Annotated in this window: 15 protein-coding genes; 2 read left to right on the top strand and 13 right to left on the bottom strand. The window is 71.8% G+C overall.

The annotated features are described in order from the left end of the window. Positions 1 to 260 precede the first annotated feature (260 nt). Together ACIOD2_RS35125 and ileS are read right to left on the bottom strand one after the other, a co-directional pair. Positions 261 to 1,889 (bottom strand): penicillin-binding transpeptidase domain-containing protein, encoded by a 1,629-nt coding sequence (locus ACIOD2_RS35125; protein ID WP_400548061.1) that lies wholly within the window; start codon positions 1,887 to 1,889, stop codon positions 261 to 263. Between the two features lie 133 nt (positions 1,890 to 2,022). Then, positions 2,023 to 5,190, bottom strand: coding sequence for an isoleucine--tRNA ligase (ileS, locus tag ACIOD2_RS35120; RefSeq protein WP_400548059.1), 3,168 nt, complete (start codon positions 5,188 to 5,190; stop codon positions 2,023 to 2,025). A 375-nt stretch (positions 5,191 to 5,565) separates the two neighbouring features. On the opposite strand from ileS, the gene ACIOD2_RS35115 reads away from it, so the two are divergent. Both ACIOD2_RS35115 and ACIOD2_RS35110 read left to right on the top strand, forming a co-directional pair. Continuing rightward, a complete protein-coding gene (locus ACIOD2_RS35115) occupies positions 5,566 to 7,338 on the top strand; it encodes an HSP90 family protein (RefSeq protein ID WP_400548056.1) in 1,773 nt (590 codons plus the stop codon). Continuing rightward, positions 7,335 to 10,052, top strand: a complete 2,718-nt coding sequence (locus ACIOD2_RS35110; RefSeq protein WP_400548053.1) for a tetratricopeptide repeat protein — start codon at positions 7,335 to 7,337, stop codon at positions 10,050 to 10,052. The genes ACIOD2_RS35115 and ACIOD2_RS35110 overlap by 4 nt, the downstream gene beginning before the upstream one ends. A 36-nt stretch (positions 10,053 to 10,088) precedes the next feature. Here ACIOD2_RS35110 and ACIOD2_RS35105 read toward each other — a convergent pair whose 3' ends face one another. From ACIOD2_RS35105 to ACIOD2_RS35055, 11 genes are all read right to left on the bottom strand, one after another. Then, positions 10,089 to 10,739, bottom strand: coding sequence for a hypothetical protein (locus ACIOD2_RS35105; RefSeq protein WP_400548051.1), 651 nt, complete (start codon positions 10,737 to 10,739; stop codon positions 10,089 to 10,091). A 135-nt stretch (positions 10,740 to 10,874) separates the two neighbouring features. Then, on the bottom strand, positions 10,875 to 11,723 hold the full coding sequence (locus tag ACIOD2_RS35100; protein ID WP_400548048.1) for a DivIVA domain-containing protein: 849 nt from the start codon (positions 11,721 to 11,723) through the stop codon (positions 10,875 to 10,877). Positions 11,724 to 11,775: 52 nt separating this feature from the next. Then, positions 11,776 to 12,051 carry a YggT family protein gene (locus ACIOD2_RS35095; protein ID WP_013224824.1) on the bottom strand — a complete coding sequence of 92 codons (276 nt, stop codon included), beginning with the start codon at positions 12,049 to 12,051 and terminating at the stop codon, positions 11,776 to 11,778. Between the two features lie 115 nt (positions 12,052 to 12,166). After that, positions 12,167 to 12,766 (bottom strand): cell division protein SepF, encoded by a 600-nt coding sequence (locus tag ACIOD2_RS35090; RefSeq protein ID WP_392762434.1) that lies wholly within the window; start codon positions 12,764 to 12,766, stop codon positions 12,167 to 12,169. Between the two features lie 97 nt (positions 12,767 to 12,863). Next, positions 12,864 to 13,592, bottom strand: a complete 729-nt coding sequence (locus ACIOD2_RS35085; protein WP_400548045.1) for a YggS family pyridoxal phosphate-dependent enzyme — start codon at positions 13,590 to 13,592, stop codon at positions 12,864 to 12,866. After that, entirely contained in the window at positions 13,589 to 14,293 is a 705-nt protein-coding gene (gene pgeF, locus ACIOD2_RS35080; RefSeq protein ID WP_400548042.1) for a peptidoglycan editing factor PgeF, read from the bottom strand. Before pgeF ends, ACIOD2_RS35085 begins: the two co-directional genes overlap by 4 nt. Positions 14,294 to 14,375: 82 nt before the next feature. Beyond that, positions 14,376 to 15,680 (bottom strand): cell division protein FtsZ, encoded by a 1,305-nt coding sequence (ftsZ, locus tag ACIOD2_RS35075; protein ID WP_328451717.1) that lies wholly within the window; start codon positions 15,678 to 15,680, stop codon positions 14,376 to 14,378. Between the two features lie 253 nt (positions 15,681 to 15,933). Beyond that, positions 15,934 to 16,683, bottom strand: coding sequence for an anti-sigma factor domain-containing protein (locus ACIOD2_RS35070; protein ID WP_400548916.1), 750 nt, complete (start codon positions 16,681 to 16,683; stop codon positions 15,934 to 15,936). Between the two features lie 11 nt (positions 16,684 to 16,694). Continuing rightward, positions 16,695 to 17,303 carry an ECF RNA polymerase sigma factor SigK gene (gene sigK / locus ACIOD2_RS35065; RefSeq protein WP_400548038.1) on the bottom strand — a complete coding sequence of 203 codons (609 nt, stop codon included), beginning with the start codon at positions 17,301 to 17,303 and terminating at the stop codon, positions 16,695 to 16,697. Continuing rightward, positions 17,296 to 18,030: a DUF1365 domain-containing protein gene (locus tag ACIOD2_RS35060; protein ID WP_400548913.1), complete on the bottom strand. Its 735-nt coding sequence runs from the start codon at positions 18,028 to 18,030 to the stop codon at positions 17,296 to 17,298. Before ACIOD2_RS35060 ends, sigK begins: the two co-directional genes overlap by 8 nt. Further along, positions 18,024 to 19,295 (bottom strand): NAD(P)/FAD-dependent oxidoreductase, encoded by a 1,272-nt coding sequence (locus ACIOD2_RS35055; protein ID WP_400548035.1) that lies wholly within the window; start codon positions 19,293 to 19,295, stop codon positions 18,024 to 18,026. The genes ACIOD2_RS35060 and ACIOD2_RS35055 overlap by 7 nt, the downstream gene beginning before the upstream one ends. Between the last annotated feature and the right edge of the window lie 51 nt (positions 19,296 to 19,346).

Here is a 19,346-nt window from a genome sequence, read left to right as displayed (position 1 = left end):
GGGGGGGGGGGCGGCCCCCCCCCGCGCCCCCCCCCCCCCGGGCTTGCGCCCCCCCCCCCCCCCGGCCCCCCCGGGGGGGGGGGGGGCCCCCCCCCCCCCCCCGCCCACGCGGACGCGGCCGGACGACACGCGTACTCCAGCGGACGACACGCGTACCCCGGCGGACGACACGCCGCCGACCGGCGGGCCCGGGCCGTGTCTTCCGTCCAGGTACGCGAGTCGTCCGTCCAGGTACGCGTGTCGTCCGGTCGGGGACGGGGTCAGACGCCCTTGAGGAACTTCGCGGCCAGCTGCACGGCCGGCCCCGAGTCGTTCGAGTTCTCCAGGACGACGGCGAAGGCGACGCTCCCGCGGTAGCCGACGAACCAGCCGGTGGCCTGCTGGCCGTCGCCGAACTGGGCGGTGCCGGTCTTGCCGAACACGCTCCCGGCGCCCGCCGCCGCCTTGCCGGTGCCGCTGGTGACGACCGCGCGCATCATCTTCCGCACCTCGCCGAGCACGGACGCGGGCGGCGGCGAGTACCCCTTGACGACGACCGTGTCGAGGTCGTGCCACAGCCTCGGCGTGATCGCCTTGCCGGAGGCGACCGTCGCGGCCATCATCGCGCCGCCGAGCGCGCTGGCCTGGATGCGGCCCTGGCCGAAACCGTCCTCGACCTGCTCGTCCTTGCTCGCCGCCGGCTCGACCTTGCCCAGCTCGGTGTTGATGCCGGGGATCTCGTAGTCGGCGTTGAGGCCCAGCTCGTTCGCCGCCTTGACCAGCCCGTCCGCGGGCAGGTTCAGCGAGAGCTGCCCGAACGTGGTGTTGCAGGAGCGCGCGAACGCCGTCTGCAGGTTGGTCGCGCCCAGCTCGAAGCCCTCGTTCTTGACCGTGCGCGTGCCGATCGTCGCGACGCCGGGGCAGTCGACCGGCGAGCCGGCGTTGAGGCCGCTCTGCTGGATCGCCGCGACCGACGTCGCGATCTTGAACGACGACCCCGGCTCGTACAGCCCGTTCAGGGCCTTCGGCGAAGTGCCGGCGGCCGCGTTCTGCGCGACGGCCAGGATGTCGCCCGAGCCGGTGTCGAGCGCGACGAGCATCGCGGACCCCGAGTAGCCGTCCACCGCGGCCTGCGCGGACTTCTGCGCGCCCAGGCTCAGGCTCGACGTCAGCGGCTTCGCGCCCTCCTCCGACGCCTTCCCGAACAGCGTCTCCAGGTTCTTCCCGCTGGTGTCGGTGCGGACGACCGCGAACCCGCTGCCCGCCGCGGCCGTGACCTGGCCGGTCAGTGCGGACCGCAGCAGCGGGGCCGGGTCGCCGTCGGCCGGGTGCAGGCCGCCGGCGCCGCTGATCAGGAGCGGTTTGCCGTCACGGTCGGCGACGGCGGTGGTGTCCTCGACGGCGGTGCTGATCACCAGCCGCTGGCCCGCTTCGAGCTTCGGGTGCAGCAGCGTCGGCGCCCAGTGCACCAGCCACTTGCCGCCGGTCTGGGCCAGCGTGAACGGCGCGTCGTAGGCCCAGACCTGGTGCTCCTTCAGCGTCCAGGACACGTGGTAGGTCCCGCTGGTCTGCTTCGCGCCGGCCGGGGTCGGCTGCAGCACGGTCAGCTTCGCGGTCAGCGACGACGGCTGGAGCGTGTTGCGCGCGTCCCGCAGCGCCACGGCGGCCGCCGCGTTGTCGTCGGTGAGCCGGGCCGCGGCGTCCGGGTTGTTCTCGGCGAAGTCCTGCAGGTACTCGGTGATCGCCGAGTTCGGGTCGAGCGCGCCGGGGCTTTCGACGGCCGTCTCCCCCGAGCCCGCGGCCGCCTCGGGCGCGCTCCCGCTGTTCAGGAGGAAGAACGCCGCCACCACGACCGCGACCACCGCCAGCGCGCCGCCGATGAGAATGCCGCGTTTTCTGCCAGGACTCATTTCTCGCGTACCCCTCCCCGGTGCGCGCCTCCCGCGCGCACAAGGGCCCAGCTTGCCGATTCCCGGCCCTTTCGGGTGAAAAAACGACCGGCCCGAAACCGATTCGTGATCGGTTCCGGGCCGGTACGCGGGGTCAGGCCTTGGCGACCGAGACAGTCACCTTCGTACCGTCACCGACCGTGCCGGCGAACCCGTCGGCCAGCGCCGCGTGGGTCACCGACGTCGCCAGCGTCTCCGAGGCCAGGAACTCCTCGTGCCGCGTCGCCGCTTCGACCACGTCGGCCGGGGCGTCGATGGTCAGCACGATCCGGTCGGCGACGTCGAGGTCCGCGTCGCGCCGGGCCTGCTGCACGACCCGGATGAGGTCGCGGACCAGGCCTTCGGCGGCCAGCTCCGGCGTCACCTCGGTGTCGATCAGGACCAGGCCGGAGCCGCCGGGCAGCTCGGCCGCCGCGCCGCCGCCCTTGGCGACCAGCCGGCGGTCGAACTCGCCCTCCTGCAGTGTGATATTGGCCGCGACCACCTTGCCGTCCTGGAGTGACCAGTCCCCCGCCTTGACGGCCTTGATCACGGTCTGGACGTCCTTGCCCAGCCGCGGCCCGGCGGCGCGCGCGTTCACCGCGACCTCGAACCCGCCGTGCGCGGCGACGTCGGTGGTCAGCTCGACCGCCTTGACGTTCACCTCGTCACGCAGGATGTCCGCGAAGTCGCCGAGCAGCTCGGCGTCGCCGGCCGCGACGACCAGCGACGGCAGCGGCAGCCGCACGCGCAGCTTGTTCGCCTTGCGCAGCGACAGCGCCGACGACGCCACCTGCCGGACCCGGTCCATCGCCGTCACCAGCGCCGCGTCCGCGGGCAGGTCGAGGGAGTTCGGCCAGTCGGTCAGGTGCACCGAACGGCCGCCGGTGAGCCCGCGCCAGACCACCTCGGTGGTCAGCGGCAGCAGCGGCGCCGCGACCCGCGACGTCACCTCCAGCACCGTGTGCAGCGTGTCGATGGCGTCCCGGTCACCCGCCCAGAAGCGGTCGCGCGAGCGGCGGACGTACCAGTTCGTCAGGACTTCGAGGAAGTCACGGACGGTCTGGCAGGCGCCCGCGACGTCGTAGTGGTCCATCGCGGACTCGACGTCGGTGACCAGCTCGTGCGTCTTCGCCAGCACGTACCGGTCGAGCACGTTCGCCGAATCCGTGCGCCACCGGCCTTCCACGCCCTCGGCGTTCGCGTACAGCGCCAGGAAGTAGTACGAGTTCCACAGCGGCAGCACGGCCTGGCGGACGGCGTCGCGGATGCCCTTGTCGGTGACGACCAGGTTGCCGCCGCGCAGGATCGGGCTCGCCATCAGGTACCAGCGCATGGCGTCGGAGCCGTCGCGGTCGAAGACCTCGTTGACGTCCGGGTAGTTGCGCAGCGACTTGGACATCTTCTGCCCGTCCGAGCCCAGCACGATGCCGTGCGAGACGCAGGTGCGGAACGCCGGCCGGTCGAACAGCGCCGTCGCGAGCACGTGCAGCAGGTAGAACCAGCCGCGGGTCTGGCCGATGTACTCGACGATGAAGTCGCTCGGGTAGTGGTGCTCGAACCAGTCGGCGTTCTCGAACGGGTAGTGCACCTGGGCGTACGGCATCGAGCCCGAGTCGAACCAGACGTCCAGGACGTCCGGGACGCGGCGCATGGTCGAGTTCCCGGTCGGGTCGTCCGGGTTCGGCCGGGTCAGCTCGTCGATGTAGGGCCGGTGCAGGTTGTCCAGCCGCACGCCGAAGTCGGCCTCCAGCTCGTCGAGCGAGCCGTACACGTCGGTGCGCGGGTACTCCGGGTCGTCCGACTGCCACACCGGGATCGGCGTGCCCCAGTAACGGTTGCGCGAGACCGACCAGTCGCGCGCGTTCTCCAGCCACTTGCCGAACTGGCCGTCCTTGACGTTCTCCGGGTACCAGGTGATCTGCTGGTTCAGCTCGACCATCCGGTCCTTGAACTGCGTCACCGCGACGAACCACGACGACACCGCGCGGTAGATCAGCGGGTTCCGGCAGCGCCAGCAGTGCGGGTAGGAGTGGTCGTAGGTCTCGTGCCGCAGCAGCACGGAACCCTGCTGCCCGGCCGAACCCGTGCCGTTCTTCAGGTCGCGGACGATGTTCGGGTTGGCGTCGAAGACCTGCTGGCCCTCGTAGTCGGGCACGGTCGCGTCGAACTTGCCGTGCGCGTCGACCGGCGTGACCGGCGGGATCCCGGCGGCGTCGGTGACGGCCTTGTCCTCTTCACCGTAGGCGGGCGCGATGTGCACGACGCCGGTGCCGTCGTCGGTGGTGACGTAGTCGGCCGACAGCACGCGGTGCGCGTTCTCGGTGCCGGTGAAGTACGGGAACGGGGGTGCGTAACGGTTCCCGAGCAGCTGCGCGCCGGTGTAGTGCGCGACGACAGTCGGCTCTTCACCGAGTTCACGCGCGTACGCGGCGACCCGCGCTTCGGCGAGCAGGAACCGCTTGCCGGGGAAGTTCTCGCTTTCGACGACGACGTAGTCCACCTCGGAGTGCACCGCGGTGGCGAGGTTCGACGGCAGCGTCCACGGCGTGGTCGTCCAGATCAGCAGGTAGGTGCCGTCCAGCTCGTTGTCGTTGCCCTCCATGCGGAACCCGACGGTGACGGCCGGGTCCTGGCGGTTGCGGTAGACGTCGGCGTCCATGCCCAGCTCGTGGTTGGACAGCGGCGTCGCGTCCCGCCAGCAGTACGGCAGGACGCGGTAGCCCTCGTAGACGAGTCCCTTGTCCCACAACCGCTTGAACGCCCACAGCACCGACTCCATGTAGGAGACGTCGAGGGTCTTGTAGTCGTTGTCGAAGTCGACCCAGCGCGCCTGGCGGGTGACGTACTCGCGCCACTCGTCGGTGTAGCGCAGCACGGACTCGCGCGAAGCCTCGTTGAACTTCGCGATGCCCATCTCTTCGATCTCGGACGTCTCGGTGATGCCGAGCTGGCGCATCGCCTCGAGCTCGGCGGGCAGGCCGTGGGTGTCCCAGCCGAAGCGGCGCTCGACCTTGCGGCCCTTCATCGTCTGGTACCGCGGCACCAGGTCCTTGACGTACCCGGTGAGCAGGTGGCCGTAGTGCGGCAGGCCGTTGGCGAACGGCGGGCCGTCGTAGAAGACGTACTCGTTGTCGCCGTGCTCGCCCGCGGGACGCGCGTCGATGCTCGCCTGGAACGTCCGGTCGCTCTCCCAGTAGGCGAGGACCTGGGTCTCCAGCTCCGGGAAGGACGGCTGCGACGGCACACCCGCGCTGTCGTCGAGCTTGGCCTGGGGGTACATCCGGGTGCTCCTCGGTTCGTCGCGCTCGTACGGACGACCGGCTCCCGGTCACCCACACGGGGACGAGACGCCTTGCGGCGTTCCGCGGTACCACCCCGCTTGCCCGGCGCTGTGCCTGCCGGGCCGCTCGTTCGACGGCTGTCACGGGCCGCACCCGTCCGGTTCTACTGCGAGCGGTGAGGCTCGGTTCTTCCGGAAGCTCCCCGGTGATGGCCGGATCGACGCTGTGCTGATACCAGGTTAACCGCCCGGTGCAACCGGGTTGTCACGAGGGGCACGACGGGAAATGGGGACGCCCGCGCGAGCCCGTCACCGATAGCATGACCCCGTGCCGCATTCCCGGTCCGCGGCCGAAAACATGGGGGAACATTCACGGTGAGCCGTACTTTCCAGGTGGATCTTCGCGGGGTCGTCGATCTGCTCAGCAGGCACCTGTATTCGAGCCCGCGCGTGTACGTGCGGGAGCTGCTGCAGAACGCCGTCGACGCGGTCACCGCGCGGCGGGCGCAGGACCCCGCCTGCCCGGCGGCGATCACCGTCGTCGTCGGCGACGGCGTCCTGGACATCGCCGACAGCGGGATCGGGCTCACCGAAACCCAGGTGCACGAGCTGCTCGCGACGATCGGCCGCAGCTCCAAGCGGGACGAGCTCGGCTTCCAGCGCCACGAGTTCCTCGGCCAGTTCGGCATCGGGCTGCTCTCGGCGTTCCTGGTCGCCGACGAGGTCCGCGTCGTGACCCGCGCGGCGGGCGGCGGCCCGGCCGTCGGGTGGACCGGCCGCTCCGACGGCACCTACGCGATCGGCCCCGGCGAACGGGACACTCCGGGCACCACGGTCACGCTCACCGCGCGCCCCGGCGCCGAGCCGTGGTTCGTGCCCGAGACGGTCGCCGACCTCGCCGCGCTCTACGGCTCGATGCTGCCGTTCGAGGTCACCGTCGACGGCCGCGCGATCAGCGGCGGCGGCCCGCCGTGGGCGCGGGACGGCCGCACTCCCGGGCAGCGGCAGGCCGATCTGGTCGGCTACGCCCAGGACACCCTCGGCTTCACGCCGTTCGACGTAGTCGAGCTCGACGTGCCCGCCGCCGGGCTGACCGGCGTCGCCTACGTGCTGCCGTTCCCGGCCAGCCCGGCCGAGCACGGCGGCCACCGCGTCTACCTCAAGCGGATGCTGCTGGCCGAGAGCGCACCGGGGCTGCTGCCGGACTGGGCGTTCTTCGCGCGCTGCGTCGTCGACGCGGGTGAGCTGCGCCCCACGGCGAGCCGGGAGGCGCTCTACGACGACGGCGAGCTGGAGGCCACGCGCGAAGCCCTCGGCGACCAGCTGCGCGGCTGGCTCGTCGGGCTGGCCCGGACCGCGCCCGAGCGGCTGAACCGCTTCCTCGGGATCCACCACCTCGGCGTCAAGGCGCTCGCCCTGCACGACGACGAGATGCTGCGGCTGGTGGACCAGTGGTGGCCGGTGGAGACGAACGTCGGCCGGATGACCATGGCCGAGTTCCGCGGCCGCTACGGCGTGCTGCGCTACTGCGCCACGACCGACGAGTACCAGCAGCTGGCCGGCGTCGCCGCCGCGCAGGACATCGCCGTGATCAACGGCGGGTACACCTACGACAGCGAGCTGGCCGAGCGGATGCGGTCCCTCGAGCCGGACCTCGCGGTGACCCGGCTCGACCCGAGCGACCTCACCACGGCGTTCAGCGAGCTGGACAGCGCGACGGCGCTGGCCACCCGGCCGTTCGTCACCGCCGCGCAGCGGGACCTCGACCGGCTCGGCTGCGAGGTCGTGCTGCGCGAGTTCGAGCCGGCGAACCTGCCGGTGCTTTACCTGCTGGACCGCGCGGCCGCGTTCGCCGGCGAGCTGCGGGCCACCAAGGAGCAGGTCGACGAGCTGTGGGCCGGCGTGCTCTCGGCGTTCGAGAAGCCCGCCGACGACCGCCCGCAGCTGGTGCTGAACCACCGGAACCCGTTGGTGCGCCGGATTTCCCGGCTCGACGACGACACGCTGCGCGGGCTGGCCGTCGAGTCGCTGTACGGCCAGGCGCTGCTGTTCGGCAGGCACCCGATCCGCCCGGCGGACGCGGCGCTGCTGAACCGGTCGTTCCTCGGGCTGCTGGAGCAGGCCGTGCCCGGGGAGGAGCCCCGATGAGCACGCCGGGCGCGCCGAACGCCGACGAGCAGGCGCTGTGGGACCGGCTGTGGGCCGCCCAGCAGCTGCCCCGCGGGCGAGCCCAGATCGCCGCCGTGGAAACCGTGGTGCGCGACGCCGACGCCCACGGCTCGCCCGCACTCCGGTACGCCGCGAGGATCTTCGTCACCAGCGCGTACCAGCAGGGCGGGGAGCCGGCGAAGGCGTTCGTGCCGTTCGCCTGGTGTCTGGCCGTGCACGACCACGGCGAGGCGGACCCGCACTGGGACAGCAACCTGTACTGGTACTTCAAGTTCATGGTCGGGTCGATGACCCGCTTCCCGGAGATGCCGCTCGAGCGGACCCACGCCGTGCTGGACGACATGGAGCGCCGGTACCGGCTGGCCGGGTACTCGATGAACCCGGTGCACCAGTACCGCGCCACGCTCGCGCGGCACGTCGGTGACCGGGAGACCGCCGCCGAGCAGTACCGGCTCTGGGCCGCCTCGCCCCGCGGCGAGATGTCCGACTGCGTCGGCTGCGAGCCGACGGCGAAGGTCCGGCACCTCACCGCGATGGGGCGTTACGCCGAAGCCGTCGAGGTGGCCGAGCCGGTGCTGGGCGGGGAGTTCACCTGTGTCGAGCAGCCGCAGGACATCCTGACGTCGCTGCTGCTCCCGTACGTCCACATCGGACGGTTGGACGACGCGGCGCGGGCGCACCGGCAGGCCTACCGCGCGATCCGGCACGACCGGGCGCAGCTGCGGGAGGTCGCGAGCCACGTCGAGTTCTGCGCGCTGACCGGCAACCACGCGCGCGGGCTGGACCTCGTCGAGCGTCACCTCCCCTGGCTGGACGACGCCCCGACGCCGTACGCGGAGCTGGAGTTCGCCGCCGTGGCGGCGCTGAACCTGCGGCTGGTGGCCGAGGCCGGGCACGGTGACGCGCCGGTGCGCGGCACGACCGTCGCTGCGTTGCGGGACAAGCTGACCGGCCGCGCGCTGGCGCTCGTCGCCCGGTTCGACACGCGCAACGGCACGTCCGCGCAGGGCGACCGGGTCCGCGCCCTGCTGGCCGCCGAGCCGCTCGTCGAGCACCTGCCGCTGTCCGGATCGGTGGCGCCCGCCCCGGTCCCCGTCCCCGTTTCGACGCCCGAGTTACCGGCTACGGCCGCGGAACTCGCGGAGCTGGCCGGGCGGGAGTTCCTGCTGGGCCGGCCGGCCGAGGCGATCTGGGCCGAGTTCGACGCGCTGTGCCCGGAGCCCACGGGTGAGCTGCTGGCGAAGCGGCTGATGGCGGCCGCGGACCACGACGACCCCGAAACCGCCGAGCGCGATCTCGGGCGGGCCGCCGAGGCGGCCGAGGAGGCGGGCAACGCCGTGCTGGCCGAGTCGGCGCGCGGCATCCGGCTCCTGGTGCTCGCCCGGGCCGGCGACGAGACCGCCGGGAGCGCACTCGAAGCGTCCGCGAGCCGGCTGGCGGAGCTGGGTGACGCCGAGGCGCACGGCTTCGCCCTGCTGCGGCTGGCGACCGCGCACTTCACCCGGGAGGACCTCGAGGCCACGCGCGAGGTCCTCGACCGCGCCGAAGGGCCCGTCCGCGCGAGCGGCTCGCCCGCGCTGGTGGCGTTGTGGCTCGAGCGCCGGGCGGTGGTGCTCGCCAACCAGGGTGACCTGCCGGCGGCGATCGACCTCGCCGGCGAGTCCGTGGCGCACTACACCGAAGCCGGGTCGCCGGAACGCGCGGCGCGCGTCCGCCTGCTGGGCGCGCGGTTCCGGCACGGCACGGGCGACCTCGAGGCCGCGTTCGCGGCCACCACCGGGATCGACGCGGGCACGGACCTGCTCGTGCGGGCGCAGGCCAGCCGGTTCCGCGGCAACCTGGCCGGACGGCTGGGCCGCCCGGAGGACGCGGTCACGGCGTTCCGGTCGGCGGTCGCGGACCTCACGGCGGCCGTCCTGCCGGTCGACGCGGCCGTGGTGCGGGTCGACCTCGCCATGGCGTACCTGGACCTCGGCCGGCCGGAAGAGGCGGCGGAAGCCGTCGAGGACGCGGAGCCGGTGCTGGAGCGGGCGGGCGCCGAGCACGCGCTGGCACAGGGCCGGTTCCTGCTGGGCCGGGCGTACCGGGAGCTGGGCCGGCCGGAGCAGGCGGTGACGGTGTTCGGCACGGTGGCCGAGTACTTCACCGGCGCGGAAGACCCGGCCGCGGCGGGCGAAGCGACGGAGACCCGGGCGGACGTCCTCGACGAGCTGGACCGCGACGCCGAAGCAGCGGCCGGCTACACCCAGGCGGCGGAGTACTACCAGGCGGCCGGGCTGACCACGTCCGAACTCCGCACGCTGCGCCGCGCGGTGCTGTCCTGGCTCTGGGCCGACAACAGCGGCAAGGCGCTGGAAGCGTTGACAGCAGCGGAAACCGCGGCGGCGAGCGACGACCCGGACCTGGCCTGGGAGCGAGCCCTGACCTCCTACGACGGCGCCCGCCTGCTGGCCAACCTGGACCGCCCGGAGGAGGCGTACCCACGCGCTTCGGCGGCGTCGACGGAGCTGCGAGCCTTCGGCGCGGAGCTGCCGGCCTTGGCGGCGGACGTCCTTTGTGGACGTCTGCTGCGCGACCTCGGGAAGTTCGCGGAGGCGCGGGAGATCCTGACGACTGCGGCGGCGGGTCTGCCGGAGGACGCGGAACGGCAGCGCGCGGAGGTCGAGGGGTTGCTGGCGGAGCTGGCGGAGTAAGGGGTCGTCGGCGTCTTCCGCCGCCGAAGTTCTGACCTAGCGGTGCGCGGCCACCAGGGTCGCGTCCGGGCCGCAGCGGGAGCAGGGGGTGAAGCCGAGCTGGCGGGCTTCGCCGATGCCGATGGGGATCGTGTCGCGGGCGCCGACCCAGGAGCAGACGCGGAGGTGGTAGCGGGGGTGCTCGTCGACGACGACCACCTCGTCGTCCAGGTCGGCCAGCAACGCGATGTCGGAGTCCGACGTCGATTCTTCACCGGGTTCGGCTTCGTCGGCCGCCGCGGGTTCTTCTTCAGGGGCAGCCGACGACGCGGCAGCCGCGGGAGCCTCATCGGGCTCGGGTGACTCGGCGGTGAGGTCGGGTTCGGGCGTGTCGGCCGGATCACCCAGCTCACCGGCGGCCGGGATCAGGACCGTCTGGTCCTCTTCGGCCGGCTTCTCGGGCTCGGTGAACAGGCTCGGCTCCGACGAAGACTCCTCCGAGACAGGGTCCTCCGAAGGAACCTCACGAGGCTCGGCGGCGGGCGTCGCTGAACGGCGCCGACGGCGCAGCCAGTCGACGACCAGGATCACCCCGGCGAGCACCGAGAGGCCGATGGAAACCCACGCCCACAGCGACGAAGCCGTGATCAGCGCGGAGACGAGCAACCCCAGAGCCGCCAGTACCAGTACCAGCACGATGTAAAGCACGCTGAATTACAGCATGAACGGGCCCGGTTCGGTCTACGACCCGCCCACGTGCGGTACCGGATCGACTCCGAAACGTGGCAGAACCCCGTCGGCGCCGCAGGAAGCGCGACGCCGACGGGGTGTGCCCGGAGAAACTCAGCCCGCTTCGGCCCGGGGGCCGAACGAGTAGCCCTGGCCGCCGCTCGACGATCCGGACGACTGCCCGGAGTTCGAGGAGGCCGAGGCCGGTGCGGCGGAGCCGCGATCGTCGAGTTCGCGCAGCTGGGACTCGAGGAACCCGCGCAACCTCGTGCGGTACTCCCGCTCGATCGTGCGCAGCTCTTCGATCTTCTTGCCCAGCCCGCCCTTCTCGGAGTTCAGGCTGTTCATCGTCTCGGTGTACTTGCGCTGCGACTCGCGTTCCAGCGTGGTGGCCTTGTCGCGCGCCTGGCGCTCCAACGTCTCCGCACGGGTCCGCGCGTCGTTCAGCATCGTGTCGACGCGCGTGCGCGCCTCGTTCACCATCGAGTCGGACTTCGCCCGGGCGTCCGAGAGCAGCTGCTCGGACTTGGTGCGGGCCTCGGCCAGCATCCCGTCGGACTCGGTCTTCGCCTCGGCGGTCAGCCGGTCGGCCATCTCCTGGGCGAGCCCGAGGACCTTGGCCGCCTGCACGTTGGGCTCGCCGCTGTCGCCCACCATCGAGTGGGCCTGGGTCTGCTCCATCGCGGACGCCGGCGGCGGCACCGGCGCGAGACGCCGGGACGGCTCTTCACGCATCGGGGGTTGCGCGGACTTCGCGCTGTCGAGCTCGCTACGAGTCGATTCGAGCTCGGCGTCGAGCTGCTCCATCTGCTGGCGCAGCTCGTTGTTGTCCTCGATCAAGCGGGCCAGCTCGGTCTCCACCAGGTCGAGGAACGCGTCCACCTCGTCCTCGTTGTAGCCCCTCTTGCCGATGGGCGGCTTGCTGAACGCGACGTTATGCACGTCAGCGGGGGTCAACGACATCAGATCACCTCACGCACTCCATGGCCTGCAGGGTCCACCCAAGTCTCCCCGATCAACTTGGAGTCGCCAGTTGCATCGCGAAGAACACAACCAACAGCAGCACCATAATCGATAAGTCCAGTCCGACGCCGCCGATCCGCACCATCGGGATGATTCGCCTGAACAGGCGAACCGGCGGGTCCGTCACTGTGTAGATGGTCTCGAGCGTCACCGCAACCCCTCCGGCCGGGTGCCACTCCCGTGCGAAGGTGCGGACGAGTTCGACCACGATGCGCGCCGTCAGCAACAACCAGAATGCGAACAGCACGTACCAGACGACCAGCCACACAGCTTCCACGTACCTACTCTAACCGGGCGTCCGTTCTTCAGACGCAGTTGAGGGGGTCGACGCGGCATCGGGTCGACAAAATCACGTTTGCTTGCGCTCAGCGGTCCACGCGACTTCAGCCGCGCAGAAACAATCCGCCCTCGGCAATCCGCCGACGGTCTTCGGCGGTCACGTCCACATCGGGCGGTGAGAGAAGGAACACCTTGTTGGTGACCTTGTCCATCGACCCGCGCAGCGCGAAAGCGAGCCCGGCGGCGAAGTCGACGAGCCGCTTGGCGTCCGCGTTCTCCATCTCGGTGAGGTTCATGATCACCGGGATGCCCTCGCGGTAGTGCTCCCCGATGGCACGCGCCTCCGCGTAACTGGTCGGGTGCAGCGTGGTGATCCGGCTCAACGGGTCACGCACCGGCTGGCGCACGACCGGCTCGGTGACCGGCCGGAGGCGGGCCACGGGTTCCGGCTGCCGGTCCATGGCCAGCGCGCCGTGGACCGCGGGTTCCGACCCGGCCACGGAGCGTGAACGGCTGCGGCTGACGGGCTCGTCGTACGTGTCCTCGACGTCGCGGTACCGTGAACGCGACCGAGGGGCCGGCTCCTCGTAGGAGTCGTAGTCGTCGTCCGCGTATCCGCGCCGATAGTCGTCTTCGACGTCGTAACCTTCGTCGTCAGCGGGCACCATCCCGAAGTAGGCCTTCAGCTTCTGCAGCGCGCTCATGCCTCTCCCTAGCCCTAGCCGCTCCCGCACCAACGATTCTCCACGCCGTCAGTGCCCCGTACGGACGACCACTAAACGTGACGACCGCACGAGCTCCCTACGGCGAGGCTAAACCGCGCCCGCCGAGCAGCGCGGTTCCGACACGCACACACGTCGAGCCGTGCGTGATCGCCTGCTCGAGATCATGGCTCATCCCGGCGGACACGGCTGCGGCATTCGGGTGATCTTTCCGGAGCTTCTCCCCCGCCGAGGCGAGGCGTTCGAAGGCGGCCGCCGGGTCGCCGCCGAGCGGCGCGACGGCCATCAGGCCACGAAGCCGCAGTTCACCCGTGTGAGTTACATGATCGACGAGCGCGGCCAGCTCGCCGAGCGGGCAGCCGCCGCGCCCGGGATCGTCGTCGAGGCTCACCTGGATGAGGACGTCGAGCGGTTCGTCACGTTTACCGGTGTAACGCACGGTGTGCACGGCCTTCGCGAGGGCGTCGGCGAGCCGGGCCGAGTCGAGCGACTGCACTTCGCCGGCCCACTCGACCACGGACCGTGCCTTGTTCCGCTGCAGCCGGCCGACCATGTGCCACCGCAGCGCGGCCCCGGGACGCAGTCCGGCGACCTCCGCCGCCTTCGGCCCGGCCTCCTGGTCGCGGTTCTCGCCGACGTGGGTCACGCCGAGGTCGGCGAGCAGGGCGGCGTCCGACGCCGGGAAGGTCTTGGTGACGGCGATCAGCTGGACCTCTTCGCGAGCGCGGCCGGCGGCGCGGCACGCGGCGGCGATCCGCTCCTCCACCTCGGCCAGGTTCGCGGCCAGCTCGGCCCTGCGGTCGGTCATGCCTCGATCCAGGTGATGCCGGCGATCCGCCCGGTCGTCCCGTCGCGCCGGTAGCTGAAGAGCGTCTTGTCCTCGTTCGTGCACCGCGGGTCGACGCCGATCTTGCCGACGCCCAGCTCGGCCAGCTGCCGCCACAACCCGGCGCGCAGGTCGAGGCCGGGGGTGCCCTTGCGGGTCTTGCAGGCCGTGCCGGGGACGTGCTTCTCGACGTCGGCGGCCATCGCAGCCGGGACCTCGTAGCAGTCGCCGCAGATCGCCGGGCCCAGCAGCGCCTCGATCCGGGACGGCTCGGCGCCCGCCTCCGTCATCGCCGCCACCGCGGCCGGGACGACGCCGACCCGGGTGCCGACGCGGCCCGCGTGCACCGCCGAGACCACCCCGGCCTCGGCGTCGGCGAGCAGGATCGGGACGCAGTCGGCGACGAGCACGACCAGCGCGACCCCCGGCGTCGCGGTGACCAGCGCGTCGGTCGCCTCGGCGGCCCGGGTCTCCGAGCCGTCCACAGTGGTCGCCGTGCGGCCGTGGACCTGTTCCATCCAGGCCAGCTTGTCCTCGGCCAGCCCCAGCTCGGCCGCGAGCCGCTTGCGGTTCGCGTAGACGTCACCCTCGTCGTCGCCGACGTGGTCGCCCAGGTTGAAGGTGTCGTACGGCGGCCGGGACGCGCCGCCCGCCCTGGTCGTCACCACTCGCCGAACCCGCATGCGCCCATCCTCCCAAAAGCCGTGAAGGCCACTTTGAGGGACTCTAGGTCCCTCAAAGTGGCCTTCACGGACCAAACGTGTGTCAGCGCCGCATGAACGGGGGCACGTCGACCTCGTCGTCCGACGGGTCGTCGTGCACCGGCATGGCGCGCCCGGGCAGGCTGCCCTGGGTCGCGTTGGAGCCCATCGGCGAGTAACCGCGCGAACCGCCGCCAGGCTGCGGGAGCCCGCCGGTGTTCTGGCCGGACGCCGACGGCAGCGGCGTGTGCGACCGCGGCGGCGCGACCGGGTAGCCCGAACCCGAGGCGGACGGCACCGGGGTGGCCCCCGACGGCGGCCCCTGCTGGTTCGAAACCTGCCCGGCCGAAGCCGACGCCGTGCCCGAGCCCTGGCGCGAGCCGGAGCCGAACGTCGACGGGTCGAGCTTCTTGTGGGTCGGCGCGCCGGCGTCGAAGCCGGCCGCGATCACCGTGACGCGCACCTCGTCGCCGAGCGAGTCGTCGATGATCGTGCCGAAGATGATGTTGGCGTCCGGGTGGGCGGACTCCTGCACCAGCGACGCGGCCTCGTTGATCTCGAACAGGCCCAGGTCGGACCCGCCCGCGATGGACAGCAGCGCGCCGTGCGCCCCGTCCATCGACGCCTCCAGCAGCGGCGAGTTGATCGCCTTCTCCGCCGCCTGGATGGCCCGGCCCTCACCGCGCGCCGAGCCGATGCCCATCAGCGCGGAACCCGCGCCGGACATCACGCTCTTCACGTCGGCGAAGTCGAGGTTGATCAGGCCCGGCGTGGTGATCAGGTCGGTGATGCCCTGGACACCGGACAGCAGCACCTCGTCCGCGGAGCGGAACGCGTCCATCAGCGAGACGCCGATGTCGCCGAGCTGCAGCAGCCGGTCGTTCGGGATCACGATGAGGGTGTCGCACTCGTTGCGCAGGGACTGTATGCCGTCTTCGGCCTGCTTGCCGCGGCGCTTGCCCTCGAACGTGAACGGGCGCGTCACGACGCCGATGGTCAGCGCGCCCAGCTTGCGGGCGATCTGGGCCACGACCGGGGCGCCACCGGTGCCGGTGCCGCCGCCTTCGCCGGCCGTCACGAACACCATGTCGGCGCCCTTGATGACCTCTTCGATCTCTTCACGGTGGTCTTCGGCGGCCTTCTGGCCGACCTCGGGGGCGGCGCCCGCGCCGAGGCCACGGGTCAGCTCGCGGCCGATGTCCAGCTTGACGTCGGCGTCGGACATGAGCAGTGCCTGGGCGTCGGTGTTCACCGCGATGAACTCGACACCCTTGAGGCCGACCTCGATCATGCGGTTCACGGCGTTCACGCCGCCACCGCCGATGCCGACCACCTTGATCACCGCAAGGTAGTTGTGCGGGGGCGTCATCGAAGTCCGCCTTCCTGATCGTTGTGCCCGTACAGCCCGCCGGCCGGTGATCAACTCTCAACCTAAACCCCAGATTGAGAGTTATGTCAACCGCCGACGTTAGGCAGGACGGTAGGCACCAGGCAGGCTCTAATCCAGTAGGCACGCCGTGTGTCGCAAAGGTGTTTTGCCACAACACGTTCGTGCGCGCAAGAGCGAGGAGCCGGAAGCGGCCCCCGCACCCGGTCTGCTATGGCTCGCGAAACGACCCGGATCAGGCGGGCGCGGGCATGCTCATGAGGACGTCCGTGGGCGCCCCGCTGGGCGATCCACCGGCCTGCTCGACGCTCACCGCGACCTTGTCGGCGCTGCCCACGCCGTCCGCCACGACCAGCCCGCTGTCGGCCGCGATCACCCCGGCCGAGCGCGGCGCTTCGGTGCCGGTGAGCAGCCAGGCCTGGTAGACCTTGCCGCCCGGCTGCGACGGCAGGCCGGCGTCCATCACCATCAGGCGGTTCTGGGACCGGGACAGCACGACCGTCACTCCGCCGCCGGTCGGCGCTTCGCCGTGGCCGGTCTTCGCGTCCGGTGCCGACAGCAGCGCCGCCACCGGCGCGTACCGCGCCCGGGCCTGGTCGAGCTGCGTCTGCGCGCTTTGCAGCTCCTGCTGCTGCGTCAGCGCGATCCCGCCGAACACCCCGCCCGCGGCGAGGCCGACGACGGCCGCCGCGGCCGCCGTGAGCACCGCCCAGCGCGGGGCGCGCCCGGACCGGCGGTGCCGCTCGGGCGAGCCGGGCCGCGTGCGCGGCGGCAGCTGCCGCGTGGCGTGCATGGCCGTCATGACGCGGTCCTTGAACTCCGGCGGCGGCTCTTCGGCCATCGCCGCGCCCAGCCGCGCCGCGGTCGCGCGCAGCTCGGCGACCTCCTGCGCGCACGAGTCGCACTGCTCGAGGTGGCGGGAGAACTCCGCGCGCTCGATGTCGGACACCGCGTCGAGGGCGAACGCCCCCGCCAGCGTGTGCATCTCCGGTGTGCTCACGCGGTCACCCCCAAACAGTCACGCAGGCGGATCAAGCCGTCCCGCAGCCGCGTCTTGATGGTTCCTTGCGGCGTCGAGAGCACCTCGGCCACCTCGCGATAGGTGTAGCCCTGGTAGTAGGCCAGCAGCACGGACTCGCGCTGCAGGTCGGTCAGGAAGGACAGGCACCGGCGGACCTGGGAGCGTTCCAGGCGCGCGGTGACGGATTCGGCGACCTCGTCGAACGGGCGGCCGCGGGCGGCTTCGAAGGTCGCCTTCTGCTCGCGCTCGGTGCTGGCGCGCGCCGAGCGGACCCGGTCGACGGCGCGGCGGTGCGCCAGCGTCATCGCCCAGTTCAGCGCGGAGCCCTTCTCGGGCGAGTAGCGCGTCGCGGTGCGCCAGAGCTCGACGAGCACCTCCTGCGCCACCTCCTCGGACTGCGCGGAGTCGCGCACGATCCGGCGGACGAGCCCGAAGATCGGCCCGGAGAACTGGTCGTAGAGCAGCTCGAACGCCCGCTCGTCACCCTTGGCGACGCGCACCATCAGCTCTTCGGCGGTGGGTCCCGCCGGGACGTCGTCCGCGGGGACGGGAGCCATGTGGCGCTGGCGGGCCGCGTCATCCATGCAGCTGTCCTCCGGCGTTCTGCGGGGTGCGCGGGATGACCGGCGCCTTGCGCAGCCACAGCACGACGCCGTGGCGGCGGATCAGCGCGGACACCCGCTGCGGCAGCAGGGGCCGGGCCAGTACCAGCCGGGCCAGCCACCGCGGGCTCGCCGGGCGGCGAACTCCCCGAAGCGTAGCGACCAGGGGTGTGGTGGTCCCGCGGCGCAACGCCACCGTGAGGTCGAGCAACGCTTCCGGGTGGGGCAGGCGCATCCGGTACTCGCCGTCCATCTCCTGGAACGGCGAGACGTAGAACTCCTTGGCCGCGCGGGCGAGCCCGGCCTCGTCCGGGCGCAGCAGGTAGGCGTGGCGGCCGCCGTAGGTGTTGTGCACCTCGGCGACGACGCACTCGAGCCGCCCGTCCGGGCCGTGGCACCAGTAGACGCTGATCGGGTTGAACACGTACCCGAGCACGCGCGCGGCGGCCAGCATCACGACCTTGCCGCCGCGCAGGTCGACCCCGCGCTCGCCGAGCCACGCGTCGAGCTTCTCCCGGATCCCCCGCTCGTCGCTCGCGACGAAGTGGTCGCGGCGGTCGAAGCCGGCGAACGGGCGCGCCCACCACGGCAGCCGCGGCGGCGTGTCGAGATCGACCAGCCACAGGTACACGCGGTGCGCGAAGGCGTGCGGCGGGTCGATCCGCCGCACGTGCGCGACGGTGGCGTCGTAGAGCGCGGTCGTCACCAGGTGACCCCCAGGCTGTCCGCGGCACGGGCGCCCGAGGAGCAGCCGTCCTCGTGGAAGCCCCAGCCGTGGTAGGCGCCGGCGTAGGCGAGCACGCCGTCGTTCAGCTCGGGCAGACGTCGTTGTGCCGCAACGGCTTCCGGGGTGTAGACCGGGTGCTCGTAGCGCATCTTCGCGACGAGGGAGTCCTGGCCGGGACCGTCGCCGGGGTTCAGCGTGACGACGTACCCGGTCGGCTCGTCCAGCCGCATCAGGCGGTTCATGTCGTAGCTGACCTGGACCGCGCCGGTCGGGGCGCCGCACTCCGGGGCGCGGTAGTTCCAGCCCGCGCGGGCGTCGGCCAGCGACGGCAGCACGCTGGTGTCGGTGTGCAGCCAGGCCTCGTTCTCCGAGTACCGGAACGCGCCGAGCACGTCGCGTTCGGCGTCGGTCGGGTTGGCCAGCAACGCCAGCGCCTGGTCGGCGTGCGTGGCGATGACGACCCGGTCGACGCGGTGCCGCGTGTCGGCGTCGTCGCGGATTTCGACGCCGCCGCCCGCGGTCCGCAGCACCGACCGCACCGGCGTCGACAGGTGCACCGCGGTGAGCTGCTTCGCCGCGCGTTCGACGTATTCGCGGGAACCGCCGACGACGGTCCGCCAGGACGGCGAGTTCTTGACGCTCAGCATCCCGTGGTTGCGCAGGAACTCGAACAGGTAGCGCGCCGGGTACCGCAGCGTGTCGCTGCGGTCGGCGGACCAGACGGTCGAGACCAGCGGCAGCATGAAGTGGTCGATGAAGTAGCGCGTGTAGCCGCCGATGGCGAGGAACGCGCCGAGCGTCACGTCACCGGCGTCCTTCGCCTCCAGCAACCGCTTCGCGTGCCGGTGGAACCGCTTCACCTCGGCGAGCATGCGCACGTAGCGCGGGCGGAGGACGTTGCCGCGCTGGGCGAACAGCCCGGGCAGCCCCTTCGCGCCGGCGTACTGCAGGCCGCAGCCGTCGCAGCGGATGCTCATCGACATCTCGGTGTCGCGGGTGCGCACCCCGAGCTCGCCGAACAGCTTCAGCAGCGTCGGGTACGTGCGCTCGTTGTGGACGATGAAGCCGGAGTCCACGCCGATGGTGCCGCCGTGGGCGCTGGGCACGTCGTGGGTGTGCGCGTGCCCGCCCAGGCGGTCGTCGGCCTCGAAGAGCAGAACCTCGTACTTGCGTTGCAGCAGATATGCCGCCGTCAGCCCGGCCACCCCGCTGCCGATGACGGCGATGCGTTCTCCCGTGATCTCCACACCGGTACTTCGCCGCCGCGCCGGATGTGGATTGGATGAACGCGGCACCAA

This window comes from Amycolatopsis sp. NPDC088138, assembly GCF_044741685.1.
Lineage (GTDB): Bacteria > Actinomycetota > Actinomycetes > Mycobacteriales > Pseudonocardiaceae > Amycolatopsis.
Note: the sequence above shows the minus strand (reverse complement) of the source record. Positions and strands in the feature narration are given on the sequence as shown.